Annotated in this window: 30 protein-coding genes and 1 pseudogene; 30 read left to right on the forward strand and 1 reads right to left on the reverse strand. The window is 44.0% G+C overall.

The window, feature by feature from the left end; genetic code table 11:
- The 9 genes and pseudogenes from O3622_RS05495 to O3622_RS05535 all read left to right on the forward strand — a co-directional run.
- The coding region (locus O3622_RS05495) for a glycosyltransferase (protein ID WP_371607163.1) at positions 1 to 1,088 on the forward strand (1,088 nt) is incomplete at its 5' end.
- Entirely contained in the window at positions 1,072 to 2,418 is a 1,347-nt protein-coding gene (gene gtfB, locus O3622_RS05500) for an accessory Sec system glycosylation chaperone GtfB (RefSeq protein ID WP_095726228.1), read from the forward strand. The genes O3622_RS05495 and gtfB, both read left to right, overlap by 17 nt.
- The gene (gene asp4 / locus O3622_RS05505) at positions 2,411 to 2,590 is read left to right on the forward strand and encodes an accessory secretory system protein Asp4 (RefSeq protein WP_000161925.1); all 180 of its coding nucleotides are present in this window, start codon (positions 2,411 to 2,413) and stop codon (positions 2,588 to 2,590) included. Before gtfB ends, asp4 begins: the two co-directional genes overlap by 8 nt.
- Positions 2,591 to 2,594: 4 nt before the next feature.
- Complete coding sequence (locus O3622_RS05510; protein ID WP_080980702.1) at positions 2,595 to 2,816, forward strand: accessory secretory protein Asp5; 222 nt, start codon at positions 2,595 to 2,597, stop codon at positions 2,814 to 2,816.
- Positions 2,817 to 2,886: 70 nt separating this feature from the next.
- Positions 2,887 to 3,370 (forward strand): annotated as a pseudogene (locus tag O3622_RS05515) (TIGR01741 family protein).
- A 116-nt stretch (positions 3,371 to 3,486) separates the two neighbouring features.
- Positions 3,487 to 4,059 (forward strand): suppressor of fused domain protein, encoded by a 573-nt coding sequence (locus O3622_RS05520; RefSeq protein ID WP_000872725.1) that lies wholly within the window; start codon positions 3,487 to 3,489, stop codon positions 4,057 to 4,059.
- A gap of 292 nt (positions 4,060 to 4,351) precedes the next feature.
- Positions 4,352 to 4,876, forward strand: a complete 525-nt coding sequence (locus O3622_RS05525; protein WP_000656481.1) for a hypothetical protein — start codon at positions 4,352 to 4,354, stop codon at positions 4,874 to 4,876.
- The gene (locus O3622_RS05530; RefSeq protein WP_000141226.1) at positions 4,860 to 5,465 is read left to right on the forward strand and encodes a hypothetical protein; all 606 of its coding nucleotides are present in this window, start codon (positions 4,860 to 4,862) and stop codon (positions 5,463 to 5,465) included. Before O3622_RS05525 ends, O3622_RS05530 begins: the two co-directional genes overlap by 17 nt.
- A gap of 106 nt (positions 5,466 to 5,571) precedes the next feature.
- Positions 5,572 to 6,111 (forward strand): T6SS immunity protein Tdi1 domain-containing protein, encoded by a 540-nt coding sequence (locus tag O3622_RS05535; RefSeq protein WP_042902810.1) that lies wholly within the window; start codon positions 5,572 to 5,574, stop codon positions 6,109 to 6,111.
- Between the two features lie 102 nt (positions 6,112 to 6,213).
- Here the strand turns inward: O3622_RS05535 and O3622_RS05540 are convergent, their stop codons facing one another.
- Positions 6,214 to 7,167, reverse strand: a complete 954-nt coding sequence (locus O3622_RS05540) for an aromatic acid exporter family protein (RefSeq protein ID WP_371607164.1) — start codon at positions 7,165 to 7,167, stop codon at positions 6,214 to 6,216.
- 179 nt (positions 7,168 to 7,346) lie between these two features.
- Here O3622_RS05540 and O3622_RS05545 point away from each other — a divergent pair, with 179 nt between their 5' ends.
- The 21 genes from O3622_RS05545 (at position 7,347) to O3622_RS05645 (ending at position 26,629) form a co-directional block, all read left to right on the forward strand.
- On the forward strand, positions 7,347 to 7,907 hold the full coding sequence (locus O3622_RS05545) for a mechanosensitive ion channel family protein (RefSeq protein WP_001154833.1): 561 nt from the start codon (positions 7,347 to 7,349) through the stop codon (positions 7,905 to 7,907).
- Positions 7,908 to 7,964: 57 nt separating this feature from the next.
- Entirely contained in the window at positions 7,965 to 8,873 is a 909-nt protein-coding gene (locus O3622_RS05550) for a magnesium transporter CorA family protein (protein ID WP_049477879.1), read from the forward strand.
- Positions 8,874 to 8,887: 14 nt separating this feature from the next.
- Complete coding sequence (locus O3622_RS05555; RefSeq protein WP_000963746.1) at positions 8,888 to 9,415, forward strand: YqeG family HAD IIIA-type phosphatase; 528 nt, start codon at positions 8,888 to 8,890, stop codon at positions 9,413 to 9,415.
- Between the two features lie 2 nt (positions 9,416 to 9,417).
- Positions 9,418 to 10,524: a ribosome biogenesis GTPase YqeH gene (yqeH, locus tag O3622_RS05560; protein WP_000391179.1), complete on the forward strand. Its 1,107-nt coding sequence runs from the start codon at positions 9,418 to 9,420 to the stop codon at positions 10,522 to 10,524.
- A 214-nt stretch (positions 10,525 to 10,738) separates the two neighbouring features.
- Complete coding sequence (gene yhbY / locus O3622_RS05565) at positions 10,739 to 11,050, forward strand: ribosome assembly RNA-binding protein YhbY (RefSeq protein WP_000060171.1); 312 nt, start codon at positions 10,739 to 10,741, stop codon at positions 11,048 to 11,050.
- 50 nt (positions 11,051 to 11,100) lie between these two features.
- Positions 11,101 to 11,730 (forward strand): nicotinate-nucleotide adenylyltransferase, encoded by a 630-nt coding sequence (locus O3622_RS05570; protein ID WP_042902804.1) that lies wholly within the window; start codon positions 11,101 to 11,103, stop codon positions 11,728 to 11,730.
- Positions 11,730 to 12,323, forward strand: coding sequence for a bis(5'-nucleosyl)-tetraphosphatase (symmetrical) YqeK (gene yqeK, locus O3622_RS05575; RefSeq protein WP_042902803.1), 594 nt, complete (start codon positions 11,730 to 11,732; stop codon positions 12,321 to 12,323). The genes O3622_RS05570 and yqeK overlap by 1 nt, the downstream gene beginning before the upstream one ends.
- Positions 12,324 to 12,677: a ribosome silencing factor gene (rsfS, locus tag O3622_RS05580; RefSeq protein WP_042902802.1), complete on the forward strand. Its 354-nt coding sequence runs from the start codon at positions 12,324 to 12,326 to the stop codon at positions 12,675 to 12,677. It abuts the gene before it with no gap.
- A 320-nt stretch (positions 12,678 to 12,997) separates the two neighbouring features.
- Positions 12,998 to 13,738 (forward strand): class I SAM-dependent methyltransferase, encoded by a 741-nt coding sequence (locus O3622_RS05585; RefSeq protein WP_371607166.1) that lies wholly within the window; start codon positions 12,998 to 13,000, stop codon positions 13,736 to 13,738.
- Between the two features lie 9 nt (positions 13,739 to 13,747).
- A complete protein-coding gene (locus O3622_RS05590) occupies positions 13,748 to 14,845 on the forward strand; it encodes a nucleotidyltransferase (RefSeq protein ID WP_371607167.1) in 1,098 nt (365 codons plus the stop codon).
- 132 nt (positions 14,846 to 14,977) lie between these two features.
- Positions 14,978 to 15,232 carry a type II toxin-antitoxin system Phd/YefM family antitoxin gene (locus tag O3622_RS05595; protein ID WP_000388572.1) on the forward strand — a complete coding sequence of 85 codons (255 nt, stop codon included), beginning with the start codon at positions 14,978 to 14,980 and terminating at the stop codon, positions 15,230 to 15,232.
- A 3-nt stretch (positions 15,233 to 15,235) separates the two neighbouring features.
- Positions 15,236 to 15,490, forward strand: a complete 255-nt coding sequence (locus O3622_RS05600) for a Txe/YoeB family addiction module toxin (RefSeq protein ID WP_371607168.1) — start codon at positions 15,236 to 15,238, stop codon at positions 15,488 to 15,490.
- A gap of 203 nt (positions 15,491 to 15,693) precedes the next feature.
- Positions 15,694 to 17,307 (forward strand): ribonuclease Y, encoded by a 1,614-nt coding sequence (locus tag O3622_RS05605; protein WP_033606008.1) that lies wholly within the window; start codon positions 15,694 to 15,696, stop codon positions 17,305 to 17,307.
- A 128-nt stretch (positions 17,308 to 17,435) separates the two neighbouring features.
- Positions 17,436 to 18,062, forward strand: coding sequence for a guanylate kinase (gene gmk / locus O3622_RS05610; protein ID WP_000775041.1), 627 nt, complete (start codon positions 17,436 to 17,438; stop codon positions 18,060 to 18,062).
- Positions 18,063 to 18,086: 24 nt separating this feature from the next.
- Positions 18,087 to 18,401: a DNA-directed RNA polymerase subunit omega gene (rpoZ, locus tag O3622_RS05615; protein ID WP_002874282.1), complete on the forward strand. Its 315-nt coding sequence runs from the start codon at positions 18,087 to 18,089 to the stop codon at positions 18,399 to 18,401.
- Positions 18,402 to 18,466: 65 nt separating this feature from the next.
- A complete protein-coding gene (locus O3622_RS05620; protein WP_371607169.1) occupies positions 18,467 to 20,863 on the forward strand; it encodes a primosomal protein N' in 2,397 nt (798 codons plus the stop codon).
- Between the two features lie 12 nt (positions 20,864 to 20,875).
- Positions 20,876 to 21,811 carry a methionyl-tRNA formyltransferase gene (gene fmt / locus O3622_RS05625; RefSeq protein ID WP_371607170.1) on the forward strand — a complete coding sequence of 312 codons (936 nt, stop codon included), beginning with the start codon at positions 20,876 to 20,878 and terminating at the stop codon, positions 21,809 to 21,811.
- Positions 21,804 to 23,117, forward strand: coding sequence for a 16S rRNA (cytosine(967)-C(5))-methyltransferase RsmB (rsmB, locus tag O3622_RS05630; protein WP_371607171.1), 1,314 nt, complete (start codon positions 21,804 to 21,806; stop codon positions 23,115 to 23,117). Before fmt ends, rsmB begins: the two co-directional genes overlap by 8 nt.
- 15 nt (positions 23,118 to 23,132) lie before the next feature.
- Entirely contained in the window at positions 23,133 to 23,873 is a 741-nt protein-coding gene (locus O3622_RS05635; protein ID WP_371607172.1) for a Stp1/IreP family PP2C-type Ser/Thr phosphatase, read from the forward strand.
- Complete coding sequence (gene pknB / locus O3622_RS05640) at positions 23,870 to 25,783, forward strand: Stk1 family PASTA domain-containing Ser/Thr kinase (protein WP_000614526.1); 1,914 nt, start codon at positions 23,870 to 23,872, stop codon at positions 25,781 to 25,783. Before O3622_RS05635 ends, pknB begins: the two co-directional genes overlap by 4 nt.
- A gap of 87 nt (positions 25,784 to 25,870) precedes the next feature.
- The gene (locus tag O3622_RS05645; RefSeq protein ID WP_000344543.1) at positions 25,871 to 26,629 is read left to right on the forward strand and encodes a threonine/serine exporter family protein; all 759 of its coding nucleotides are present in this window, start codon (positions 25,871 to 25,873) and stop codon (positions 26,627 to 26,629) included.

Raw genomic sequence — 26,629 nt, forward strand, 5'->3', positions numbered from 1 at the left:
CACGCTACTGTACAGAATATTTCGCGCCCAAAGACCAAGTGGCTAGACTCTATCAACGAAGCTTTTTCAATGAAGATGGCAGCACTGCTTACGATATCTTGCTGACTGAAGGACAGGAAGAGGTCTATCGATTTAAGGACCGGATTCTGTACGGAAAGCCAGCCCTTATGCGCTATTTTATGCAAAGTTTGAACTTGAGCAAGTCTGATTTGGTCATCTTGGACAGGGAAACAGGGATTGGTCAGGCTGTTTTTGAAGAAGCACAAAAGGCCCATCTAGCAGTTGTCGTTCACGCAGAGCACTATAGTGAAAATGCTAGCAACGAAGACTATCTCCTTTGGAACAACTACTATGAGTATCAGTTTACAAATGCGGACAAGGTCGATTGCTTTATCGTATCCACGGATCGGCAGAAGGAAGTTCTCGAAGGTCAATTTGCCCAGTACAGTCAGCATCGTCCACGAATCGTCACGATTCCAGTTGGGAGCATTGATCAGTTGACAGAGCCTGCTAGGGAACGAAAGCCCTTTTCTCTCATTACCGCTTCGCGTTTGGCCAAGGAAAAACACATCGACTGGCTCGTCAAGGCGGTTATCCAGGCGCATCAAGTCCTTCCAGAGCTCACCTTTGACATTTATGGCAGTGGGGGTGAGGAATCCCTTTTAAGGGAAATCATCACGGCTCACCAAGCGGAGAACTATATCCAGCTCAAGGGGCATGCAGACCTGGCTCAGATTTATCCCCAGTACGAAGTCTATCTGACAGCCTCAACCAGTGAAGGCTTTGGTCTGACCTTGATAGAGGCAGTTAGTTCAGGCTTGCCCCTGATTGGTTTTGATGTGCCTTATGGCAACCAAACCTTTATCCAGGACGGTCAAAATGGCTACTTGATTCCAAGTTCAGACGACCATGTTGAAATGGAAATTAAAAGGGCCTTCGCGGAAAAGATCTGCCAGCTCTATCAGGAAAATCATTTGCCAGCTATGCGAACAGCATCTTATGACCTAGCGAGAGAATTTTTAACAGACAAAGTAAGGGACAAGTGGAAGAAAACGATAGAGGAGGTCCTGCATGATTCAACTATTTGATCGATATGGCCAGGAAAGCCGAGATTTACATGAAAGTCTAGAAGCTGCTGGTCTGTCCCATGTCACAGTTGTGATCGAGCCAGACGGCTTTCTCCCAGATGGGATTCTTTCTCCCTTTACCTACTATCTAGGTTACGAGTCGGGAAAAGCTCTTTATTTCAACCAAGTAGGCGTACCTGAGTTTTGGGAGATTGCGGGCAATAACCAGTCGGCGCATATCCTAGAGGATTCTCGGGAGAGGGGCGTGATTCACTATGTGGATGCTCCTCAGGCCCGTCTGATCAAGCAAGTCGACTGGAAGGACCTATCCGGTCGCATCTACCAAGCAGACCACTATAACCGATACGGAGCCTGCTTTGCCAAGACCACCTATAGTGCAGATGGGCAGGCTATCCTGACCAAGTATCAGGATGCAAAGGGACAGGAAATTGTCCTAGAAAATCATGTGACAGGCGATATCCTCCTAACCTTGCCCGGACAAGCCCTGCGCCATTTTAAAAATCGAGTGGAGTTCACGATCTTCTTTTTGCAAGACTTGGGAATCGACACTCGCCACCTTCTCTTTAATACTCTAGCTACCTCTTTCTTGGTCTCATATCATTATCCAGACAAGAGCGGACAGGATATCTTGGTTTGGCAAGAACCGCTAGATGATTGCCTTCCTGGGAATATGCAGCTGCTCTTGGAGCAAGAGGGGCTGAGAGCCAAGCAGATCCTCATACCAGATAAGGCTACCTATGAACAGGCCTTGGCCTTGACCAATCCAGCCTATCATGACAAGTTTGTCCATCTAGGTTATCATTATCAGTTCAAAAGAGAAAACTTCGTTCGACCAGATGCCTTGATCCTTACCAACTCAGATCAGATCGAACATATCGAAACCCTGATTGAGTCCTTGCCAATGGTGACCTTCCGAATCGCGGCAGTGACTGAAATGTCATCCAAATTGCTGACCTTGCTTTCCTATCCCAATGTCGTTCTCTATCAAAACGCCAGTCCGCAAAAGATTCGAGAACTCTACCAGCTGTCTGACCTCTATCTAGATATCAATTACGGAAACGAGCTTTTGGATGCTGTCCGTCAAGCCTTCGAGCACAATATGCTCATCCTAGCCTTTGACCAAACAGCTCATAACAGACCTTACACAGCTCCAGAACACCTCTTTGATGTGCAGGCTGTTGGAGACATGATTGCGAAGATTCAAGAAGCTCTCAGCAGTCTTGACAAGATGGGCCAAGCCCTTGGACATCAAGGTCGTCATGCCAACTATGTGGACTTGGCTACTTACCAAGAGAGGATGGAAAGGATAATAGGGGAAGGACATGACTAAAAAAGATTTATTTTACAAGGATGTCGAAGGACGCATGGAAGAGTTAAAGCAAGGAGCGCTTAAGAAAGAAAAGCCTACCCGAGGAGAAAAGATCAGTAAAACCTTCTCCATTTTACTCGGCTTGCTCATCCTTCTTACCCTGATCTTTACATTATTAGGAATCTTGAGGTGAAATGATGGAAGTTTTGATGATTATAGGAATAATCCTAGCCGTCGCCTTGATTGTCCTGGTTCTCATCCAACCTCGCCAAAGCCAACTCTTTTCCATGGATGCGACTAGCAATATCGGAAAACCAGGCTACTGGCAGAACAACCGCTTGGTAAAAATTGTAACCCTCTTGCTCAGTCTAGCCCTGTTTGTCTTGCTCCTTATTTTTATGATAGTGACCTATCAGTAAGGATGCAGTTCCATTCACAGATGAGGAATACTAAACACGAAAAAAAGATCCAAGCAAATCGGAGGATAGAATGGAAGAACTAATGAATGAAAAAATTATCGAAATCGTGCATCAAACCAACGATATGATTCCAGTAGAGTGGGATGATCTTTATATCAATTTTGAAATAGATAAGACGCTTAGTGGTGGTGTGTATTTTCTTTAAATATAAAGGAGAATATCATTATTACATGGATATTCCATCTTTATTTAACATTTCTGAAGACGACTTTGATAAGGAATTTTTTGAATTATTTGATTTAGGTGGTGAGATGAAGAAGATATTCATCGAGAACGGTCTCGCAGAGTGGTCTGCCTTTACAATTAAGGTGGATGAAAACAATAAAGCCTCTTTGGACTTCGACTATGCACCATGGCTCGAAAGTGGTTTTGGACCAAGTGCTAGAACTTCTTTTTTTCAATATAAATACTTGGGCCAGCAACCTGACAACGAAAAAGAGCTAGAACAGTTCAAGGCAATGGAAGCCTTCCAGCAGGAGCATAATGGGAAATAGTTTGTTTGATAAAAGACCACCATTTAGGTGGTCTTTTGTGGTTTATCAAACGCTGGTCCATAAGGTTTATGGTATACTGGGATTGTAGAGCCAGCAAACTTTAAGAGGAGAATCAAATGAAATACGATAAAATTAAAATTGCACAGGAAATTGCAAGGGCTGTAGGGGGAGTTCCTCAAGCCTATACATTTAGAAATCACGATAACAAATTAGATTTATTCATTGGAGAGAATTGTCCGGATGATTATTTAACAACTGCAGCAACAATCGGTTTATCAGAATATACCATTTATCGTCGAATAAATGGTAAGCCTTTAAGAGTTGAAATCATTGGAGCAGCTGATGCGGAGCTGGAATATTTTCCAAATATTATAGCAGACTGTGGTTTTAATATTGTGAGGGGAGAGTACAGCATCTCTCCAGGTGCAGTCTATCCAAATATTATTAGAAATTACTATCCCAATGCGAAAGTAAATCATATATTCTTCACTCAGCCTTTCTTGTGGGATTTAGAATCTTTTGATTTTGATGAAGAGTATGTTACGTGGTTACAAGCTATCCCGATTACAGAAGCTGAGCTTCAATTTATAGAAAAGCATGGAGCCGAAGTGGGAGCACAGAAGTTAGAGGAATTGTTTGAAGAACATCAGATAGATGTTTATGATTTTATGAGACCTTCTGTAGTGTAATAAATTTTTTATCTTCGTCTAGGGGGTCGGAGGGGAGTTTTTCCTATTTTTAACCTCATCAATATCAGTTGTGAGTCCAACCTCGCTCCCAGTTGACATGCGACCTTCGTAATTGGAAATAAGGCACGAAATTGGAGAAAAGACCACCTTAATGGTGGTCTTTTCTGGTTTATCAAACGTTGGTCTATAGGTTTTATGGTATACTAGGTTTGTAGAGCCAGCAAACTTTAGTGACAACTTTACAAAAAGTGGTGCCCGTGTCCACAATGCATCTGATGATGTCGCTCGAGGCATGAAAGAAGCGGCAGAACAAGTCGGCAAGAAAGCAAGTAAAGAATTCCGCCAAGAAGCCAGCGAGCAGTTGGCTAAGCATAGTGATGATGTAGCGAGTACTTCTAAAGGAATTTCAAAAGAAGAATATAATTCTCTTCGCAAGAAAACACCAAGTCAAGAGATACGCGATCATGTCAATAATATTGATGGAGAAAAATTTGATCCAATTTATGGTTATCCAGTTGAAACCCTCGAAGCAGACCATATTGTCTCTATGAAAGAAATTACCGAAATGGATGGATTTGCTCCTCTATCTGATGTTGATAAGGTAGAGGTTTTGAATCTTGAGGATAATTTTATGGGATTAGGTAAACCTACCAATAGTTCCAAAGGGTCTAAAACTTGGAGTGATTGGCAGGGGCATTCCAAATTAGGAGATATTCCGGCTGAGATAAGAGAAAAAATGATAGCTTTGGAGCGTGAAGCTAGAACGAAGCTACAAAATGAAATTTTCAGGAGGTTGAAAAATGACGGAAGTGCTTGATACAAAAGTAGAGAAGAATGGTTTGATCTTTTACGGGACATTCTCTGAAGGTCTTTTTGAGGAATGGCTCAAAGTTGTGAATGTACTGCCCTCGAAGGAACGAATACAAGATGGCCTGCTAATACAAATCGGTTTCAACATATATAAACTTGTTCAATTGAACATGGACCAATTTAGGATAGTGTCAGTCAACTATGAAACAACCCCTTTTAAAGAGTTTACTGATGATTTGACCTTGGCTCTTTGGATTCAGTCTGAACAAAGCACACTAGCTAAAGAGCTTAATATTGAAGCTTCTGAAATCAGATTTGATGAGAAAATAGTGTTGGCCAAAGGTGTCTTTGAGTGCGAACATTACTATTTGCAGAGACAAGACACTGATCGAAAAGGTGATTCGGGCTGGTTTATTGGCTATCAAAATCAAGATACAGATGATTTTGTTGCTATGTATGCTTTTGAAATATTGAAAAAGAATCCAAAACTAATAAAATCTTTGATTCTACCAGTGGACTACCTAGTAGTAGTTAATGGTGGAGATATTCAAGCGATTCTGAATGAGCAAGATGAGGAAGTTTTTTCTGCTTCGTAAAGCTACCCGACTTATTTGGGAGGGAAAGCAACCTATTTTAGATTTTCTATGAATGAGGGGAATAGCATCTAATAGTTTTGTCTATAAACTGAAAAAGGAGGAAAACATGTTAGAAAACTTTGTTAAAGTGGCAGATATGCCCCAAGAAGTGATTGAAAAATACCAGAATCAAGTTCCAGCTGAGTTGCTTCAAATTTGGCAGGAAGATGGTCTAGGAACTTTTCTTGATGGTTATCTAAAAGTTATCAATCCAGATGATTATCTAGAGCTTCTCCAAAATAGCTATTTCAGAGGTGACATTGCTTTTCCAATGTTTGTGACGGCATTTGGAGATATTATTACTTGGGAAAAGAATGCCTACGTGGGAATTGTCCAATATAATATTCAGGATATGGATATTATTTGTAAGGGTCTGGATTTATTCATTCGATTTTTAGATAATTCATATGTGACTGATAACTTTGAACTTAATTTATATAGGCAAGCTGTTGCCAAACATGCTCAATTAGCCTACGATGAGTGTTTCGGTTTCGTTCCACTTTTGGCATTAGGAGGCTTTAAAGATGTAGACCACATGGATAAGGTAAAAGTCTTGGAGCACATTTACCTCATGTACCAGCTGACAGGTGGTGTAATGGACGACTAGGAGTTGCTATTTCTTTATTGAGAATAGTACGAGAGGAAGAACTTCCCTTCCAAATGCAAAACACAAGAACCTCAGAGGAAGTCATCTGAGGTTCTTTGCGTTCTAGTTTCCATATTTTTGATAAAAATCGACCTTAACCTGGATAAAGGTTTCGGCTTCGCGTAGTAGTTGCAGGAGGGTGGCACGGGTTTCAAACTCCTCACGTGTTTTCGGGAGACTCCGATTGCGGAAGACTTGCAGATAGCGTTCGATGTCATCAAGTAAGTCATGAGCAGGATTGGTCTGACTTAGCTGGGCAGCAATCTTTGAAAAGAGCTGGGCCAAGATCAAACTCTCACTTGCGGCCAGATGACAGGTATTGATCTGCTGGGCCATGTTTCGTAGAATACGACTTTGTCGCTGCCTCATCTCAAAGTAATGGATGTGGTAGTCCGTCTGGTGAAAGAGATGGTCCGAGTGATCCAGGTAGACCAGTTTGAGAGCCTCATCGAGGAGCTTGTCTAATTGGTCAACGAGTTGAGCTTGATTGCGTCCGTCTCCCCTCGACAGATAGTATTTAAAGCGAAGCAAGATGTCTTTTAACTTTTCTTCGACCTGAAGGTGGTAGCTTTGGATGGCTTTCTCACGAGAGGGCATATAAAGGTTGACCAATAGAGCAAAGCTTGTCCCGATGAGAAAGAGGAGTACTTCATTAAGCAAGAGATCAGGGGAAGTAGACTCCTGTACCAAGAGATGACCGACCAAGACACTGCTAGGGGTGATGCCGATTTCCCAGCCCATTTTGTAAGCAAGAGGGACATAGAGAGCCAGGTAGAGGCCCAGACTCCAGATGTGAAAGCCCGTCAGCTGAAAGGCTAGAACACCGATAGCGAGCGCTAGGAGCATGGAAAAGAGGCGGTTACGTGCTAATTTCAGCGTGCTTCTGCGTGTGTCGGAGAGGCTTAAGAGAGCGATAATTCCGGCTGAAACTGCTGACGATAAATCTAAAAAGTAAGCGAAAAAACAAGCGAGACAGGTCGCTAAGACCAGTTTGGTCGTACGTTGGGTGATAGACATGAGAATTTCCTAAAAAGTTGATAATAGAGAGCGGAAAGGAGCAAATCCCACGCTTTTGTTGATTATAGTATAAATATGCCATAAAATCAAGATTTGACTAAATAATCAAATGAAATTTGAATATTTATAGGGAATAGTCTTCAGATAAGTTATGGTATAATAGGAAAAAGGAGTTTTGTATGCAAGAATTTTTTCAACGTTATTTTGATAAACTTGATTTAACAACCATGTTAGAGAATCTTTTGACCAAGTTAATCTCTCTTTTGATTCTCATCCTTCTATTTTATATAGCCAAAAAGATCCTCCATGCGACTGTCCGAAAGATTGTCAAGCCCTCGCTTAAATTCTCAAATCGAGATGCTGGCAGACAGAAGACCATTTCTCGTTTGCTTGAGAATATCTTTAACTATACCCTTTATTTCTTTTTAATCTACTGTATCTTGTCCATTTTAGGTTTGCCAGTTTCCAGCCTCCTTGCTGGGGCAGGAATTGCTGGGGTTGCCATTGGGATGGGGGCGCAAGGTTTTCTATCCGATGTCATCAATGGCTTTTTCATCCTCTTTGAACGCCAGCTCGATGTGGGCGACGAGGTGGTTCTCACAAATGGACCGATTACCGTCTCTGGCAAGGTTGTCAGTGTCGGAATCCGCACGACCCAACTTCGAAGTGAGGACCAAGCCCTTCACTTTGTTCCAAACCGAAATATCACTGTTGTCAGTAACTTTTCCCGCACAGAGTAGGTCTGCTATTTTGGCAGATTTGTGGTACAATAGAAAGAGTTTGGTAAAGGAGAAAATATGTTTGTAGAAAAGCAGTTGGGCAATGGATGCACTTGGATTAACCTAGATTTGGGAAAATTGAAAAAACTAGAAGATCTCTCTGAAATCTATGGATTGGACAAGGAAACCATCGAATACGCACTGGATAGAAATGAGCGCGCCCACATGGACTACCACCGCGAAAGTGGAACCGTCACCTTTATCTACAATGTATTGGATTTGAAAAAGGACAAGGAATACTATGAAGCCTTTCCCATGACCTTTATCGTGGAGCATCATCGCTTGATTACGATTAGTAATAAGAAAAATGCCTATGTGATTGAACAGATGACACGTTATTTAGAGAGTCATGATATGCTTTCTATCTACAAATTTCTCTTTGCTAGTCTGGAAATCATCAGCAATGCCTACTATCCTGTCATCGAACAGATGGATAAAAGTAAGGATGAGGTCAATGGCCTCTTGCGTCAGCGAACGACCAAGAAAAACCTCTTTGCCCTTTCCGACTTGGAGACTGGTATGGTCTATCTGACAGCGGCTGCCAAGCAAAATCGCATGTTGCTAGAACATATCCAAGGACATGCCCTTTATCGCAGATTTAACGAAGTTGAGAGAGAACAGTTTGATGATGCCATGATTGAGGCTCACCAGCTGGTTTCGATGACCGATTTGATTTCTCAAGTTCTGCAACAACTCTCAGCCTCTTACAACAATATCCTAAACAACAACCTGAATGATAACTTGACAACCTTGACCATTATTTCAGTTTTACTAGCAGTCTTGGCAGTAGTGACGGGCTTCTTCGGGATGAATGTTCCCCTCCCCTTCACAGACGAGCCCTATGCTTGGGTCTACATCAGCTTGGCTAGTGCAGTTTTATGGCTGGTCTTGTCATTGATTTTGAGAAAAATTGCGAAAAAAAGTTAAGAAAAGGAGCCAGAATGGCGATTGAAAACTATATGCCAGATTTTGCTGTGGAAGCAGTCTATGATCTGACAGTCCCAAGCCTGCAGGCGCAGGGGATCAAGGCTGTTTTGGTCGATTTGGACAATACCCTCATTGCTTGGAACAACCCTGATGGGACACCAGAGATGAAACAGTGGCTACATGACCTTCGGGATGCAGGTATTCGCATCATCGTGGTCTCAAATAATACCAAAAAACGAGTTCAACGCGCAGTTGAGAAATTTGGGATTGATTACGTTTATTGGGCATTGAAACCCTTCACATTTGGGATTGACCGTGCCATGAAGGAATTCCACTATGAGAAAAATGAAGTGGTCATGGTCGGCGACCAGCTCATGACCGATATTCGGGCAGCGCATCGTGCGGGTATTCGCTCGATCTTAGTCAAACCCTTGGTTCAACATGACTCTGTCAAGACGCAGATTAACCGGGCTCGCGAGCGCCGTGTCATGAAGCAAATTACTGAAAAGTACGGACCGATTACATATAAAAAAGGAATCTAACTATGGAAGAAATTCTCTGTATTGGTTGTGGAGCAACCATTCAGACGACAGACAAGGCTGGTCTTGGATTTACTCCCCAGTCGGCACTCGAAAAAGGATTGGAGACAGGCGAAGTCTATTGCCAACGCTGTTTCCGTCTCCGTCATTACAATGAAATCACAGATGTCCAGTTGACGGACGATGATTTCCTCAAACTCTTGCACGAGGTTGGAGACAGTGATGCCTTGGTGGTCAATGTCATTGATATCTTTGACTTTAATGGCTCTGTCATCCCAGGCTTGCCACGCTTTGTATCGGGCAATGATGTCCTCTTGGTTGGAAATAAAAAAGATATCCTGCCCAAGTCTGTTAAACCGGGCAAGATTAGCCAGTGGCTCCTGGAACGTGCCCACGAAGAAGGACTTCGTCCAGTAGATGTCGTTCTAACTTCGGCGCAAAATAAACATGCCATCAAGGAAGTCATTGACAAGATTGAACACTACCGTAAGGGCCGCGATGTCTATGTCGTTGGCGTGACAAACGTTGGGAAATCAACCCTCATCAATGCCATCATCCAGGAAATCACGGGTGATCAGAATGTCATTACGACTTCGCGATTCCCAGGGACAACCTTGGACAAGATTGAGATCCCACTTGATGACGGATCTTATATCTACGATACGCCGGGGATTATCCACCGCCACCAGATGGCTCACTACTTGACGGCTAAAAATCTTAAGTATGTCAGCCCTAAAAAGGAAATCAAGCCTAAAACCTATCAGCTCAATTCGGAGCAAACCCTGTTTTTAGGCGGTTTAGGACGATTTGACTTTATTGCAGGAGAAAAGCAAGGTTTTACTGCCTTCTTTGACAATGAACTCAAACTCCATCGTACCAAGCTAGAAGGTGCTAGTGCTTTCTATGACAAGCACCTAGGAACCCTTTTGACTCCACCAAATAGCAAGGAAAAGGAAGATTTTCCAAAACTGGTTGAGCATGTCTTTACCATCAAGGACAAGACTGACCTAGTCATCTCAGGACTCGGCTGGATCCGAGTAACAGGCACCGCCAAAGTCGCCGTCTGGGCACCAGAAGGCGTCGCAGTCGTCACACGAAAAGCAATTATTTAAACACAGAAAGGAAAGGGTTGTCTTTATTAAGGCGAGCATTGCGAGCCCCATGGAGAATACTTTTCGCTGTGGTGTCAGTTGGTACAAGTGATTGTACCAACTGCGGAAAATTTGAGACCTTAGACTCAAATTTTAGTCATGAAAGTCCGAAGGACTTTGCTGACGTCCGTCACCACTTCAGAAAAGTATTAAAAGAAACTCTTTTAAAGAAATTATGTCATTAACATCAAAACAACGTGCCTTCCTCAACAGCCAGGCACACACCCTCAAACCCATCATCCAAATCGGGAAAAATGGTCTCAACGACCAAATCAAAACCAGCGTACGTCAAGCTCTTGACGCCCGTGAATTGATTAAAGTTACGCTCTTGCAAAACACAGATGAAAACATCCACGAAGTAGCTGAAATCTTGGAAGAAGAAATCGGTGTGGATACAGTCCAAAAAATCGGACGCATCTTGATTTTGTATAAACAATCCAGCAAGAAAGAAAATCGCAAGATTTCTAAAAAAGTCAAAGAAATCTAAAACCTACTCCAAACAACTGTTTTTACAGAGAATTAAAGGAAGACGAGCCTATGGCAATCGAATTATTGACTCCCTTTACCAAGGTAGAGTTGGAGCCAGAAATCAAGGAGAAAAAACGCAAACAAGTCGGGATTTTAGGGGGAAATTTTAACCCTGTTCACAATGCCCATCTTGTTGTGGCGGACCAAGTACGACAACAGTTAGGACTGGACCAGGTCCTGCTTATGCCCGAATACCAACCACCTCATGTGGATAAAAAGGAAACCATCCCTGAACACCACCGTCTCAAGATGCTTGAGTTGGCGATAGAGGGGATTGAAGGTCTGGACATTGAAACCATTGAGTTAGAACGTAAGGGTATTTCCTACACCTACGACACCATGAAGATTTTGACCGAGCAACATCCAGATACGGATTATTACTTCATTATCGGGGCTGATATGGTGGACTATCTGCCTAAATGGTACCGAATTGATGAGCTGGTCGAAATGGTTCAGTTTGTTGGAGTTCAGCGCCCGCGCTACAAGGCAGGGACTTCCTATCCAGTTATCTGGGTGGATGTGCCTCTCATGGACATCTCGTCCAGCATGGTGCGTGACTTCATTGCCCAAGGTCGGAAACCTAACTTTCTCCTACCTCAGCCAGTGCTAGACTACATCGAGAAGGAGGGGCTCTACTGATGGCATACCAAGACTATATCAACTGTTCCCGAGAGGCTTTGTTGGAAAGAATGGCAGAGCTTCTGCCTGAAAAACGTTTAACCCATTGTTTGGGTGTAGAGCGTGCAGCCATAGAACTAGCCAAGCGATTTGGAGTCGATGCTGAGAAAGCGGGTCTAGCAGGCCTTCTTCATGACTATGCTAAAAAGTTGTCAGATCAGGAATTTCTAGACTTGATTGACCGTCACCAGCTAGACACTGATCTCAAAAACTGGGGCAATAATGTCTGGCATGGTATGGTTGGAATTTACAAGATTCAGGAAGATTTGGATTTGCATGATTCAGAAATCCTGCGAGCCATTGAAATTCATACAGTCGGGGCAGACCAGATGACTGATCTTGATAAGGTTATCTACGTCGCAGACTACATTGAGCACAATCGTGCCTTTCCAGGAGTGGATCAGGCGCGTGAAATTGCTGAGCTATCGCTCAATAAGGCAGTGGCCTACGAAACAGCTCGTACCGTGGAGCATCTAGCTCATCAGGGATTTCCCATCTATCCCCAAACCCTTGAAACCTATAACGCCTTTGTGCACTATTTGAAAGAGGACTAAATGAACGAAAAAGAATTACTAGAACTAGTCGTGAAAGCGGCTGATGAGAAACGTGCGGAGGATATCCTCGCACTTGATGTACAAGATTTGACCAGCGTGACGGACTACTTTGTCATCACGAGCTCAATGAATAGTCGTCAGTTGGACGCTATCGCAGATAATATCCGTGAAAAAGTAGCTCAAGCAGGCTTTAAAGGCAGTCATGTTGAAGGTGATGCAGCTGGAGGCTGGGTTTTGTTGGACCTCGGCGGTGTCGTTGTGCATATCTTCTCAGAAGAAATGCGTGCCCATTATAACCTAGAAAAACTATGGCATGAGGCGGCTTCTGTAGATATTTCAGAAGCCTTGGCCTAGTAAATGAACTCAGTTGCAGGCAACTGGGTTTTCTTTGCTTATTTTAGAAAAAATTGATAGAAAGGTAAGGGCGTCGTGTTTTGTTCATCTCGAAACTGAACACGAGCTAATAGTTGCGAAAAAAGAGTAACTTCCTTTGTATCTGACGATACAGCAGAAAGTTTCCTATTTTCTCCTTGCTTTTAACGCTCTTTGTATCTTAGAAAGGATTTGAACCCGTCCTGTAATCGTTGGAAAATAGATAGCCTTCCTTGGAGCTCGGCTCCATCGTCAAGCTCCTAATTTTCATTCCGATTACGGGCGGACTTGGTATCATGAATATGTCAACTTATGAAACCTTTGCGGCTGTTTACGATGCAGTCATGGACGATAGTTTATACGACAAATGGACTGATTTTTCTCTGCGTCATTTGCCAAAAACTAAGGAGAGAAAGAAACTCTTGGAATTGGCTTGTGGGACAGGTATCCAGTCTGTCCGCTTTTCTCAGGCTGGCTTTGATGTGACAGGACTTGACTTGAGCGCGGATATGTTGAAGATTGCGGAGAAGAGAGCTACTTTAGCCAAGCAAAAGATTGATTTTATTGAAGGCAATATGCTGGATTTGTCCAAGGCAGGTCAATATGATTTTGTCACGTGTTACTCTGACTCTATCTGCTACATGCAGGATGAGGTCGAGGTAGGAGACGTTTTTAAGGAAGTGTATAATGTCCTCAACGAAGACGGAGTATTCATCTTTGACGTGCATTCGACCTACCAGACGGATGAGGTTTTTCCAGGCTATTCCTACCATGAAAATGCGGAAGATTTTGCCATGCTTTGGGACACCTATGAGGACGAAGCTCCTCACTCCATCGTGCATGAGTTGACTTTCTTTGTCAAGGAGGCTGACGGTTCCTTTAGTCGCCACGATGAAGTGCATGAGGAGCGGACTTATGAGGTTTTGACCTATGATATTTTGCTGGAACAGGCTGGTTTCAAGTCTTTCAAACTCTATGCGGACTTTGAGGACAAGGAGCCGACAGAAACCAGCACCCGTTGGTTTTTTGTCGCGCAGAAGTAGGAGAACATTATGACCATCACAGGTATTATCGCGGAGTTTAATCCTTTTCATAATGGGCATAAATACCTGCTGGAGCAGGCGGAGGGACTGAAAATCGTTGCCATGTCTGGAAATTTCATGCAACGAGGAGAGCCGGCTATCGTGGACAAGTGGACACGGACCCAGATGGCGCTGGAAAATGGCGCAGACTTGGTCGTGGAATTGCCCTTTTTAGTCAGTGTTCAGGCAGCTGATTTCTTCGGTCAAGGAGCTGTGGATATCTTGGCTCGCTTGGGCATTGATAGCCTCGCTTTTGGGACGGAGGAAGTTCTGGATTACCAAAAAATATCTGACTTATACACAGAGAAAGGTGCTGACATGGAGAAATTTGTGGAAAATCTGCCTGATTCCCTCTCCTATCCTCAGAAAACCCAAGCCATGTGGAAGGAATTTGCAGGTCTTGATTTTTCAGGCCATACCCCCAATCATGTTCTAGCTCTAGCTTATGCCAAAGCGGTTGCGGGACGTAGAATCAAACTCCATCCGATTCAGCGTCAGGGGGCTGGTTATCATTCTGTGGATAAGGATGTGGACTTTGCCTCGGCAACAGCCCTCCGTCAGCATCAATCAGACCAAGATTTTTTAGAACGCTTTATGCCTTCCGTTGCCCTCTTTGAGCAGGCCAGTAAGGTGAGTTGGGACGACTATTTTCCCTTGCTCCGCTATCAAATTTTGTCAAATCCAGACCTAACAACGATCTATCAGGTCAATCAAGAAATGGCTATGCGCATCAAGGAAGCTATCAAAACAGCCCATTCTGTAGAGGAATTGGTCGAGGCAGTTGCCACCAAGCGTTATACCAAGGCGCGTGTCAGACGCCTCTTGACTTATATTTTGGTGCAGGCCAGAGAAAGCGACTTGCCAGAAGCTATCCATGTCCTTGGATTTACCGAAAAAGGCAGACAACACCTCAAGTCTCTGAAAGAGCAGGTCCATCTAGTCAGCCGAATTGGCAAAGAACCTTGGGATGCTATGACTCAAAAGGCAGACCAGATTTACCAACTAGGACACCCAAGTATAGCAGAACAGAATTTCGGCAGAGTCCCGATTAGGATAGAAACAAACTAAGTCTACTGAAAGGTAGGCTTTTTTAGAAGATTTTCGAATAAGTAGATAGAAAAGAAAAATCTTGTACAAGTTCCTGACAATTTCTTTCTTTTCGTGTATAATAGTGGAAAAGAGGTAAAACGAGGTATGGTTATGGAAGCAGTTCTTTATTCAACATTCCGAAATCATTTAAAGGACTACATGAAGAAGGTAAATGATGAATTTGAGCCTTTGACGGTGGTCAATAAAAATCCAGATGAGGATATTGTAGTCCTTTCAAAGAGCGAGTGGGATAGTATTCAGGAAACCCTGAGAATCGCTCAAAATAAGGAACTTTCTGACAAGGTCTTGCGAGGAATGGCTCAAGTTCGTGCTGGAAGCACTCAGGTGCATGTGATTGAGGAGTGAGGAATGCTGCTCAAATTTACAGAAGATGCCTGGGCGGATTATTGCTACTGGCAAACTCAGGACAAGAAAACATTAAAAAGAATCAATATGCTAGTCAAGGATATTCAACGAGATCCTTTTGCAGGAATTGGTAAACCAGAACCACTCAAGTATGACTATCATGGAGTTTGGTCACGTCGTATTGATGCAGAAAATCGCTTGATTTATATGATAGATGGAGATAGCGTGGCTTTCTTGTCCTTCAAAGATCATTACTAAGTCTACTGAAAGGTAGGCTTTTTTATTGTATGTTTTAATGAAAATGTCATTTTTAAGAGTTAGAAAGTTTGTTTGACGATTTCAGAACTTTCTTCCAAAATTCACACAAAACTCTTCAATTTGGGTTTGTGAAAATTGTTTTTTTATGATAGAATATTAAGGAATGTATGTCATTCGATAAACAAATTTAATGAGGTAAAAACATGGAAATCATGACACTTGCGATTGCTGTTTTTGCCGTCATCATTGGTTTAGTCATTGGATATGTCAGCATCTCAGCTAAGATGAAATCATCTCAAGAGGCTGCAGAGTTGATGCTTCTAAATGCTGAACAAGAAGCAACTAATTTACGAGGACAAGCTGAGCGCGAAGCGGATTTATTACTAAATGAAGCCAAGAGCGAAAGCAAGTCTCTTAAAAAAGAAGCACTATTGGAGGCCAAAGAGGAAGCCAGAAAATACCGTGAAGAAGTGGACGCTGAATTTAAGTCAGAACGTCAGGAGCTCAAGCAAATTGAAAGTCGTTTGACAGAGAGAGCTACGAGCCTTGACCGTAAGGACGACAATTTGACGAACAAAGAAAAAACACTTGAACAAAAAGAACAAAGTATTTCTGATAGAGCAAAAAACCTTGATGCACGTGAAGAGCAATTAGAGGAAGTCGAAAGACAAAAAGAAGCTGAACTTGAACGTATCGGTTCCCTTTCCCAAACTGAGGCTCGAGATATTATCTTGGCTCAGACGGAGGAAAACTTGACCAAGGAAATTGCTAGCCGCATTCGTGAGGCTGAGCAAGAAGTCAAGGAACGTTCAGACAAGATTGCGAAAGATATCTTGGTTCAGGCTATGCAGCGTATCGCTGGTGAGTATGTAGCGGAGTCAACAAACTCTACAGTTCATCTACCAGACGATACCATGAAGGGACGCATTATCGGTCGTGAAGGACGCAATATTCGTACCTTTGAAAGTTTGACAGGGGTAGATGTCATCATCGACGATACACCGGAAGTGGTGACCTTGTCAGGATTTGATCCGATTCGTCGTGAAATTGCTCGTATGACCATGGAAATGTTGCTCAAGGATGGCCGCATCCACCCAGCTCGTATCGAGGAGTTGGTGGAGAAAAACCGTCAAGAGATTGACAATAAAATCCGTGAATATGGTGAGGCTGCTGCTTACGAGATTGGTGCGCCAAACCTCCATCCAGACTTGATGAAGATCATGGGACGCTTGCAGTTCCGTACTTCTTATGGACAAAATGTCTTGCGTCATTCGATTGAGGTTGCTAAGTTATCTGGTATCATTGCCAGTGAACTTGGTGAAAATGCAGCTCTTGCCCGTCGTGCTGGATTCCTTCATGACATCGGGAAAGCTATTGACCGCGAGGTTGAAGGTAGCCACGTTGAGATTGGTACAGAGTTGGCACGCAAGTACAAGGAACACCCAGTTGTGGTGAATACGATTGCTAGCCACCACGGCGATGTGGAAGCCGAAAGCGTCATTGCAGTGATCGTTGCTGCAGCAGATGCCTTGAGTGCAGCGCGTCCAGGTGCTCGTAGTGAATCTCTTGAAAGCTACATCAAGCGTCTCCATGATTTGGAAGAAATCGCCAATGGCTTTGAAGGAGTGCAAAATAGCTTTGCCCTTCAAGCAGGACGTGAAATCCGTATCATGGTTAATCCAGGACAAATCAAGGACGACAAAGTCACAATCTTGGCTCACAAAGTTCGTGAGAAAATTGAAAACAATCTCGATTACCCAGGAAATATCAAGGTAACCGTGATTCGCGAACTTCGTGCAGTAGATTATGCTAAATAAATAAGAAAGAGCAGTTGAAAAATTACTGCTTTTTTGTTACACTAGATAGAAAGACTGTAAAGGATAATCTGGCTTTTTGCCATTATTCTAGAGAAATGTTATTTCACAGACTAACTAAAGGAGACATAATGGCAGACCGAGGCTTGCTAATCGTTTTTTCTGGTCCTTCAGGAGTTGGGAAAGGAACGGTTAGAAGAGAGATTTTTGAGAGTTCTGAGAATCAATTTCAATACTCTGTATCGATGACGACGCGTGCACAACGTCCTGGTGAAGTGGACGGAGTGGACTATTTCTTCCGTACTCGTGAAGAGTTTGAAGAGCTGATCCGTCAAGGTCAGATGTTGGAATATGCAGAATATGTCGGTAACTACTATGGAACTCCTCTGACCTATGTCAATGAAACTCTGGACAAGGGAATCGATGTCTTTCTTGAGATTGAAGTGCAGGGAGCCCTTCAGGTTAAGAAAAAAGTTCCAGATGCTGTCTTTATCTTTTTAACGCCACCAGATTTGGATGAATTGCAAGATCGTTTGGTAGGTCGTGGAACAGATAGCGCTGAAGTGATTGCCCAACGAATCGAAAAAGCCAAGGAAGAAATTGCTCTCATGCGTGAGTATGATTATGCCATTGTCAACGATCAGGTGCCCCTCGCTGCTGAACGTGTCAAGCGTGTAATCGAAGCAGAACACTTCCGTGTGGACCGTGTCATTGGTCACTACCAGGAGATGTTGCCAAAATCTCCAACTACTCGATAAACTATAGGAAACAGGTACAAGCAAATGATGTTAAAACCCTCTATCGATACCTTGCTGGACAAGGTACCATCAAAATATTCACTCGTAATCTTGGAAGCAAAGCGTGCCCACGAACTAGAAGCTGGTGCGCCAGCAACTCAAGAGTTTAAGTCTGAAAAATCAACTCTTCGTGCTTTGGAAGAAATCGAGTCTGGAAATGTAACCATTCACCCAGATCCAGAAGGAAAACGTGAAGCGGTTCGTCTCCGTATCGAAGAAGAAAAACGCCGCAAAGAAGAAGAAGAAAAGAAAATCAAAGAGCAAATTGCTAAAGAAAAAGAAGATGGTGAAAAAATTTAAGGTTGGGGGGACTCAATCTTATTTTTTCTATTGCAAGAATTTACTGACAAGGAGGAGGTGAGAAGATGGCAATCGCAAAGATTATTGTGGATGTTCCCCTGATGCAGACGGACCAGCCCTATAGTTATAAGGTCCCTGAGGAATTTGTAGACATGCTGGAAGTCGGTATGCGGGTCCATGTTCCTTTTGGCAAGGGCAATCGCTTGATCCAAGGAATTGTGCTAGGTTTGGAGTCCCAGTTGGATGAAGAAGTGGCAAATCAGGACTTGAAAGAGATTGCAGAAGTGCTGGATTTTTCCCCTGTTCTCACTCAAGAGCAACTCTGGCTGGCTGAGGAGTTACGCAAGTCTGTCTTTTCTTACAAAATCTCCATCCTAAAAGCCATGTTGCCAGGATTTTTAAACTCCAGTTATGATAAAATTCTCTATCCTCTGGAAGGTCTGAGTCAGGCAGACCGAGAGCGTCTGTTTGGTTCAGAAGATTCGCTAGCCTTTTCTTCTCTAGATTTAGCCAAGCAGGCAGAAATGATGCGCTTGACGAGAAAAGGGCTGCTCCGCTTAGAATACCAGGCAGTCGATCAAAAGAAGGTCAAGACCCAGTCTTGGTATGAGGTTGATACTACTCGACTAGAGCAGATTGAGATTTCTGCGCGTGCTAAGAAAAAGGCAGAGCTGAGAGACTATTTGCTGTCTCATCCTAAGAGTGCTCCTCTGGCTAGCTTGTTAGAATCCTACTCACGCGATCAAGTCAACTTCTTTGTGGAGCAAGGAGCTCTAACCATAGTCCAAAAGGAAGTGCAACGCTCAGCCGCTTATTTTGAAGGCATTGAAGCAAGTACACCTTTGGAATTGAATCCTGAACAAAGACAGGCGCGTGATGCGGTTGTCAGTGCTATTGGTAGTCAACAGCCTCCATTCCTCCTTCAAGGAATTACAGGAAGTGGGAAAACTGAGGTTTACTTGCAGATTATCCAAGGGGCCTTGGATAAGGGTAAGACGGCTATTTTACTGGTACCTGAGATTTCCCTGACGCCACAGATGACGGAACGTTTTATTGCCCGATTTGGTGAGAAAGTAGCCATTCTCCACTCAGGCCTGTCCAATGGTGAAAAGTACGACGAGTGGCGCAAGGTAGAACGCGGCGATGCCCAAGTTGTTGTTGGCGCTCGATCAGCCATCTTTGCTCCTTTGAAAAATCTGGGTGTCATGATTATCGATGAAGAACATGAAGCCAGCTACAAACAAGACAGCAATCCCCGTTATCATGCCAGAGAGGTCGCCATTCTACGGGCCCAGTACAATCAAGCAGCCCTAGTCCTTGGCTCAGCGACACCGAGCTTAGAGAGCCGTGCGCGTGCTGGAAAAGGTGTCTATCAACACTTACGTCTGACCCAACGGGCCAATCCTTTAGCCACTATTCCTGAAGTTCAAGTGATTGACTTTCGGGACTATATCGGGCAGAATGAGACATCAAACTTTACGCCTCCTTTGCTAGAGGCTATCCAAGACCGTCTGGATAAAAAAGAGCAGGTAGTCCTCATGCTCAACCGTCGGGGTTATTCTAGCTTTGTTATGTGTCGGGAGTGTGGGACGGTAGATAGCTGCCCCAACTGTGACATTTCTCTGACTCTCCATATGGATACCAAGACCATGAACTGCCATTACTGTGGCTTTTCGAAGGGAATTCCTCATGTCTGTCCCAACTGTCAGAGTCGCAGTATTCGTTACTACGGGACGGGGACTCAGAAAGCCTACGATGAGCTAGCAGAGCTCTTTCCTCAGGCCCGCATTCTGCGGATGGATGTGGATACGACCCGCAAGAAAGGCAGTCACCAAGCTCTTCTTGACCAGTTTGGCCGAGGGGAAGCAGATATCTTGCTGGGAACTCAGATGATTGCCAAGGGCTTGGATTTTCCCAATGTGACCCTAGTCGGAGTACTTAATGCGGACACGGCCCTAAACTTGCCTGATTTCCGTTCTTCTGAGAGAACCTTCCAACTCTTAACCCAGGTGGCAGGCCGTGCAGGTCGTGCGGAAAAAGCAGGGCAGGTCTTGATCCAGTCATACAATCCGGAGCACTATGCCATTCGTTTTGCCAAGGAACAGGACTATGAAGGTTTTTACGCCTATGAAATGAGTATTAGGCGCCAACTCGGCTATCCGCCTTATTATTTTACGATTGGGATTACCCTCTCTCACAAGAAAGAAGAAGAGGTTGTCAAACGTGCCTATGAAGTTATGGGGATTTTGCGCTCAGGTTTATCGGAAACTAGTAAAATCCTTGGACCAACGCCAAAACCCATTGCCCGTACCCACAACCTTTATCATTACCAGATTTTGATTAAATACCGTTTAGAAGATGAGCTGGGCCCAACCCTCAACCAGGTCTTGGCCTTGACTCAAGAACGGGAAAATAGCGAACTTCGTCTCAGCATTGACCACGAACCGCAGCAATTTTTATAAGAAGGAGAAGAAATGACAAAACTAATCTTTATGGGGACCCCTGATTTTTCAGCGACAGTTTTGAAGGGGTTGTTATCAGATGATTGTTACGAGATTCTAGCAGTTGTGACCCAGCCAGACCGTGCTGTCGGCCGTAAAAAAGTGATTCAAGAAACCCCAGTCAAGCAGGCTGCAAAAGAAGCGGATCTTCCTATCTACCAACCAGAAAAATTATCTGGAAGCCCAGAGTTGGAAGCGATTATGAAGTTAGGAGCGGATGGGATTGTGACCGCTGCTTTTGGACAATTTCTCCCAAGTAAACTCCTTGATAGCATGGACTTTGCGGTAAATGTTCACGCCTCACTTCTTCCCAAACACCGTGGTGGCGCACCCATTCATTATGCCTTGATTAAAGGGGATGAGGAAGCTGGTGTGACCATTATGGAGATGGTTAAGGAAATGGATGCAGGAGATATGATTTCTCGCCGCAGTATTCCCATCACAGATGAGGACAATGTCGGTACCTTGTTTGAAAAATTGGCAATCGTTGGTCGTGATTTGCTTTTGGATACGCTACCTGGCTACCTAGCAGGAGAAATCCAACCTGAACCACAAGATCCTAGTCAAGTCACTTTCTCGCCAAATATCAAGCCAGAAGAAGAAAAGTTGGACTGGAATAAGACTAACCGTCAACTCTTTAACCAAATCAGAGGGATGAATCCATGGCCTGTTGCCCACACTTTTCTCAAGGGAGACCGCTTTAAGATTTATGAAGCCCTGCCAGTAGAAGGTCAGGGAAATCCAGGTGAGATCCTCTCAATTGGCAAGAAGGAATTGATCGTTGCAACGGCTGAAGGAGCTTTATCTCTCAAGCAAGTTCAGCCAGCTGGGAAGCCTAAGATGGACATCGCTTCCTTCCTCAATGGAGTTGGACGGACATTGACTGTAGGAGAACGATTTGGTGACTAAAGTAGAAACGGCTAGGAGTCTAGCTCTAGCAGTACTAGAGGATGTTTTTGTCAACCAAGCATACTCCAATATTGCCTTAAACAAACACCTCAAGGGAAGTCAACTCTCAGTAGCAGATAAGGGGTTGGTGACAGAGATTGTCTACGGTACGGTAGCCCGAAAACTGACTCTGGAATGGTACCTATCCCACTTTATCGAAGACCGGGATAAGCTTGATAACTGGCTCTATATCCTGCTCCTTCTGAGTGCTTACCAACTTCGGTATCTGGATAAGATTCCTAATCACGCTGTGGTTAATGAAGCAGTGGAATTGGCTAAATTACGTAAAAAAGGCAGTGAGAAATTGGTCAACGCCGTCCTGCGTCGTATCTTACGAGAAGGCTGGCCAGATATTGACAGCATCAAACGCAAAAACAAGCGTGATTCCATTGCCTATTCTCTCCCAGTTTGGCTAGTATCTAAGCTCAAGGAAGAGTACGGGGAAGAGCGAGCCCAAGCCATTTTTGAAAGCCTTTTGGTGCGTAACAAAGCCAGCATTCGGGTGACTGACTTGAGCCGAAAAGAGGAAATCAAAGCTGTGTTAGAGACGACTGATTCCCCTTTGGCGGCCACAGGTCTGGTCAAGGAGCAAGGCCACTTTGCAGGTCATGATTTGTTCGCAGAAGGGGCTATAACCATCCAAGACGAGTCCAGTCAATTGGTTGCTCCGACTCTTGATCTACAAGGTGATGAACAGGTCCTAGATGCCTGTGCCGCTCCGGGTGGGAAAACAGCCCATATTGCTTCTTACCTCACATCTGGTAAGGTTACGGCTTTGGATCTTTATGATCACAAGTTGGACTTGATCCAAGAAAATGCGGAGCGTTTAGGTGTGGCAGATCGAGTGCAAACGCAAAAATTGGATGCCAGAAAAGTGCATGAGTTTTTTGAAAAAGACTCCTTTGATAAGATTTTAGTAGATGCCCCTTGTTCTGGTATCGGCCTCTTGCGCCGCAAACCAGATATCAAATACAATAAGGAAACGGCAGATTTCACGTCATTGCAGGAAATTCAGCTGGAAATATTAGGTAGTGTTTGTCAAACACTACGAAAAGGTGGTATAATAACGTATAGTACCTGTACTATTGTCTCTGAGGAGAACTTTCAAGTCGTTGAGGCGTTTTTAGAAAGTCATCCCGAGTTCGAGCAGGTTAAACTAGAACACGAATGTAAAGATATCCTGAAAGATGGCTGTATCCTGATTACTCCAGAATTGTATGGAAGTGATGGATTCTTCATTAGCAAATTTCGTAAGATATCAGATTAGGAAGGAACTGACACAATGGAAATAGCATTATTAACAGATGTTGGTCAGAAACGAACAAATAACCAAGACTATGTCAATCACTTTGTCAACCGAGCAGGACGCACTATGATCATCTTGGCTGACGGGATGGGAGGACACCGTGCAGGAAATATCGCTAGTGAGATGGCGGTAACAGACCTCGGTGTGGCTTGGGTGGATACCCAAATTGACTCAGTTAATGAAGTTCGTGAGTGGTTTGCCCACTACCTAGAGATTGAAAATCAAAAAATTCATCAACTAGGTCAGGACGAAGACTACAAAGGTATGGGAACTACGCTAGAAGCTATGGCTATTATTGACAACCAAGCTATCTATGCTCATATTGGAGATTCTCGTATCGGTTTGATTCGTGGAGAAGAGTACCACCAGTTGACCAGTGACCATTCCTTGGTCAATGAATTGCTCAAGGCTGGCCAGTTGACTCCAGAAGAAGCTGAAGCCCATCCCCAAAAAAATATCATCACTCAGTCCATCGGACAAAAAGATGAGATTCAACCAGATTTTGGAATGATTACACTTGAGTCAGGGGATTATCTCCTGCTCAACAGTGACGGCCTAACCAATATGATTTCGGCAAGCGAGATTTATGATATCGTAACCAGTGATATTTCCCTAGCAGACAAGGCGGCAACCCTCATTCGCTTCGCTAACAATGCAGGAGGTTTAGACAACATTACGGTTGCCCTTGTTTACATGAACGAGGAGGCAGCAGAATGATCCAAATCGGCAAGATTTTTGCCGGGCGGTATCGGATTGTCAAGCAGATTGGTCGAGGAGGCATGGCAGATGTTTACTTGGCCAAGGATTTGATCCTAGACGGGGAAGAAGTGGCAGTGAAGGTCCTGAGGACCAACTACCAGACGGACCCGATTGCTGTGGCACGTTTTCAGCGCGAAGCGAGAGCCATGGCGGATCTGGACCATCCTCATATCGTTCGGATAACAGATATTGGTGAGGAAGACGGTCAACAGTACCTGGCTATGGAATACGTAGCAGGCCTTGACCTCAAGCGTTATATCAAAGAACACTATCCTCTTTCAAATGAAGAAGCAGTTCGGATTATGGGGCAAATCCTCTTGGCCATGCGCTTAGCCCATACTCGAGGAATCGTTCACCGGGATTTGAAACCTCAAAATATCCTCTTGACACCTGACGGCACAGCTAAGGTCACGGACTTTGGGATTGCCGTAGCCTTTGCAGAGACCAGTCTGACCCAGACAAACTCAATGTTAGGCTCTGTTCATTATTTGTCACCTGAGCAAGCGCGTGGTTCTAAAGCGACCTTCCAGAGTGATATCTATGCAATGGGGATTATCTTCTATGAAATGCTGACGGGACATATCCCTTATGATGGGGATAGCGCGGTTACGATTGCCCTCCAGCATTTCCAGAAACCACTTCCGTCCGTCATAGCTGAAAATCCATCTGTTCCTCAGGCTTTAGAAAATGTTGTCATCAAGGCAACTGCTAAGAAGCTGTCAGATCGTTATCAGTCTGTTTCGGAAATGTATGTGGACTTGTCAACTAGCTTGTCTTATAATCGTCGCAATGAACCGAAGCTGGTCTTTGACGATGCGAGTAAGGCAGACACTAAGACTTTACCTAAAGTCCCACAAAGTACACTGACATCGATTCCTAAAGCTCCGGTGCAAGAAGAACGCCCTCAGCCAAAGAAACCAACTCAACCAGTGGCAGAGCCGGCTCCAGCGCCAAAGCCAGCCAAGAAACGGAAGTTTAAGGCTCGCTATATGATTCTTTTGGCTAGTCTTCTATTGGTTGCAGCCTCTTTGGTCTGGATTTTGTCAAGAACACCAGCAACGATTGCTATTCCTAACGTAGCTGGACAAACCGTTGCAGAGGCTAAGGAAGCTCTTAAAAAATCCAAGTTTGAAGCCGGTGAAGAAAAGTCAGAAGCCAGCGATACAGTAGCAGAAGGACGTGTTATTCGAACGGATCCAGAAGCTGGTAGTGGCCGAAAAGAAGGAACCAAGGTCAATTTGATTGTTTCTTCTGGTAAGCAATCCTTCCAATTGAGCAATTATGTCGGACGCAAGTATACGGATGTCGTAGCTGAACTCAAGGAGAAGAAGGTTCCTGAAAATCTAATCAAGATGGAAGAGGAAGAATCCAGCGAAAGCGAACCTGGCACCGTCCTCAGACAGACCCCTGCTTCGGGTTCGACCTATGATCTCTCAAAAGCCACTACGATTACCTTAACAGTGGCTAAGAAGGTGACTAGTGTCAGCATGCCGAACTACATCGGTTCAAGTCTCGAGTTTACAAAGAATAACTTGACTCAGATTGTCGGTGTGAAGGAAGCAAATATTGAGGTTGTAGAAGTATCGAATGCTCCTGAAGGAACGGCAGAAGGAACTGTTGTAAGTCAAACGCCAAGAGCAGGAGAACTGGTTGATCTTGCAAGTACGCGTATCAAACTTTCCATCTACAAACCAAAAACACCACCATCAACTTCATCCTCTAATCCTGCCCAACGTGGGAACCAGGGTTCTCCTACAAGTCCAACCCAGGGGAACCAGCAAGGAAATCAACAAGGTAACCAACAAGGCAACAATCCTCCAACGAATCAACCAAACGGTGAAAGAAACCACGAAAGTTCTCGAGATTAAACGAATCTTTGTCATGATTTCATGACAAAGATTTTTTTTCACAAGATTTTGTGATAAAATATAGGGAGTAGAAAAAAGGAGGAGAAAATGGACGAATCGAGAGAGTTGAATGCCGTCATTGATGTGATTATGCTAGCAGGAACCATTCTCCTGAAAAGTGGCTCAGAGATTCATCGGGTTGAGGATACTATGATCCGTATTGCCCATTCGCAGGGAATAATGGATTGCAATGTTCTTGCCATGCCCGCTGCTATTTTCTTTTCTATCGAAAACACCAATATTTCTCGGATGAAACGGGTAACCTCATCCTCTTATAACATTGAAAAAGTCTGTGATGTCAACCAAGTATCACGGGAGCTTGTTGGAGGGCAGATTGATCTTTCGACAGCCTTTAAAAAGCTGAAAGAAATCGGCAATCAAGCCCTTCCTTATACCAAGTTCCAAGTGACCGTAGCAGCGACCCTCAGTGCCCCTTTCTTCTCGATTATGTTTGGGGGCAATGTTTATGACGCTTTTGGTGCGGCTATTGCGACTTTATTTGGATTTGCCTTCTCTCTCTACGTAGAGAGGTTTGTCCGCATTCCTTTTGTAACGGCCTTTGCGGGTGCCTTTGTTTTCGGATTGATCGCCCAGTTCTGGGCCCGCTATACAGGATTTCCTTCGACGGCAGACCTGATTATAGCAGGAGCGGTTATGCCCTTTGTTCCAGGGATTGCTCTGACAAATGCGGTACGGGATATCATGACCAACCATATCAACTCTGGTATGAGCAAGATGTTTGAATCTTTGCTCATTACCCTCGCTTTAGGGGCTGGCACCTCTGTCGCCCTGGTTTTGATGACATAA

Source organism: Streptococcus sp. 27098_8_51, assembly GCF_041432205.1.
GTDB lineage: Bacteria > Bacillota > Bacilli > Lactobacillales > Streptococcaceae > Streptococcus.

Excerpts from the sequence above, each read along its gene's own strand:
- O3622_RS05635 (WP_371607172.1), top strand. The coding sequence starts at position 23,133 with ATGGAAATAGCATTATTAACAGATGTTGGTCAGAAACGAACAAATAAC.
- fmt (WP_371607170.1), top strand. The coding sequence starts at position 20,876 with ATGACAAAACTAATCTTTATGGGGACCCCTGATTTTTCAGCGACAGTT.
- pknB (WP_000614526.1), top strand. The coding sequence starts at position 23,870 with ATGATCCAAATCGGCAAGATTTTTGCCGGGCGGTATCGGATTGTCAAG.
- O3622_RS05510 (WP_080980702.1), top strand. The coding sequence starts at position 2,595 with ATGGAAGTTTTGATGATTATAGGAATAATCCTAGCCGTCGCCTTGATT.
- O3622_RS05620 (WP_371607169.1), top strand. The coding sequence starts at position 18,467 with ATGGCAATCGCAAAGATTATTGTGGATGTTCCCCTGATGCAGACGGAC.
- O3622_RS05585 (WP_371607166.1), top strand. The coding sequence starts at position 12,998 with ATGTCAACTTATGAAACCTTTGCGGCTGTTTACGATGCAGTCATGGAC.
- yqeK (WP_042902803.1), top strand. The coding sequence starts at position 11,730 with ATGGCATACCAAGACTATATCAACTGTTCCCGAGAGGCTTTGTTGGAA.
- O3622_RS05550 (WP_049477879.1), top strand. The coding sequence starts at position 7,965 with ATGTTTGTAGAAAAGCAGTTGGGCAATGGATGCACTTGGATTAACCTA.
- O3622_RS05535 (WP_042902810.1), top strand. The coding sequence starts at position 5,572 with ATGTTAGAAAACTTTGTTAAAGTGGCAGATATGCCCCAAGAAGTGATT.
- O3622_RS05540 (WP_371607164.1), bottom strand. The coding sequence starts at position 7,167 with ATGTCTATCACCCAACGTACGACCAAACTGGTCTTAGCGACCTGTCTC.
- yhbY (WP_000060171.1), top strand. The coding sequence starts at position 10,739 with ATGTCATTAACATCAAAACAACGTGCCTTCCTCAACAGCCAGGCACAC.
- asp4 (WP_000161925.1), top strand. The coding sequence starts at position 2,411 with ATGACTAAAAAAGATTTATTTTACAAGGATGTCGAAGGACGCATGGAA.
- O3622_RS05600 (WP_371607168.1), top strand. The coding sequence starts at position 15,236 with ATGCTGCTCAAATTTACAGAAGATGCCTGGGCGGATTATTGCTACTGG.
- gtfB (WP_095726228.1), top strand. The coding sequence starts at position 1,072 with ATGATTCAACTATTTGATCGATATGGCCAGGAAAGCCGAGATTTACAT.
- O3622_RS05590 (WP_371607167.1), top strand. The coding sequence starts at position 13,748 with ATGACCATCACAGGTATTATCGCGGAGTTTAATCCTTTTCATAATGGG.
- rsfS (WP_042902802.1), top strand. The coding sequence starts at position 12,324 with ATGAACGAAAAAGAATTACTAGAACTAGTCGTGAAAGCGGCTGATGAG.
- O3622_RS05595 (WP_000388572.1), top strand. The coding sequence starts at position 14,978 with ATGGAAGCAGTTCTTTATTCAACATTCCGAAATCATTTAAAGGACTAC.
- rpoZ (WP_002874282.1), top strand. The coding sequence starts at position 18,087 with ATGATGTTAAAACCCTCTATCGATACCTTGCTGGACAAGGTACCATCA.
- O3622_RS05570 (WP_042902804.1), top strand. The coding sequence starts at position 11,101 with ATGGCAATCGAATTATTGACTCCCTTTACCAAGGTAGAGTTGGAGCCA.
- O3622_RS05645 (WP_000344543.1), top strand. The coding sequence starts at position 25,871 with ATGGACGAATCGAGAGAGTTGAATGCCGTCATTGATGTGATTATGCTA.
- yqeH (WP_000391179.1), top strand. The coding sequence starts at position 9,418 with ATGGAAGAAATTCTCTGTATTGGTTGTGGAGCAACCATTCAGACGACA.
- O3622_RS05530 (WP_000141226.1), top strand. The coding sequence starts at position 4,860 with ATGACGGAAGTGCTTGATACAAAAGTAGAGAAGAATGGTTTGATCTTT.
- O3622_RS05520 (WP_000872725.1), top strand. The coding sequence starts at position 3,487 with ATGAAATACGATAAAATTAAAATTGCACAGGAAATTGCAAGGGCTGTA.
- O3622_RS05525 (WP_000656481.1), top strand. The coding sequence starts at position 4,352 with ATGAAAGAAGCGGCAGAACAAGTCGGCAAGAAAGCAAGTAAAGAATTC.
- O3622_RS05545 (WP_001154833.1), top strand. The coding sequence starts at position 7,347 with ATGCAAGAATTTTTTCAACGTTATTTTGATAAACTTGATTTAACAACC.
- O3622_RS05605 (WP_033606008.1), top strand. The coding sequence starts at position 15,694 with ATGGAAATCATGACACTTGCGATTGCTGTTTTTGCCGTCATCATTGGT.
- gmk (WP_000775041.1), top strand. The coding sequence starts at position 17,436 with ATGGCAGACCGAGGCTTGCTAATCGTTTTTTCTGGTCCTTCAGGAGTT.
- O3622_RS05555 (WP_000963746.1), top strand. The coding sequence starts at position 8,888 with ATGGCGATTGAAAACTATATGCCAGATTTTGCTGTGGAAGCAGTCTAT.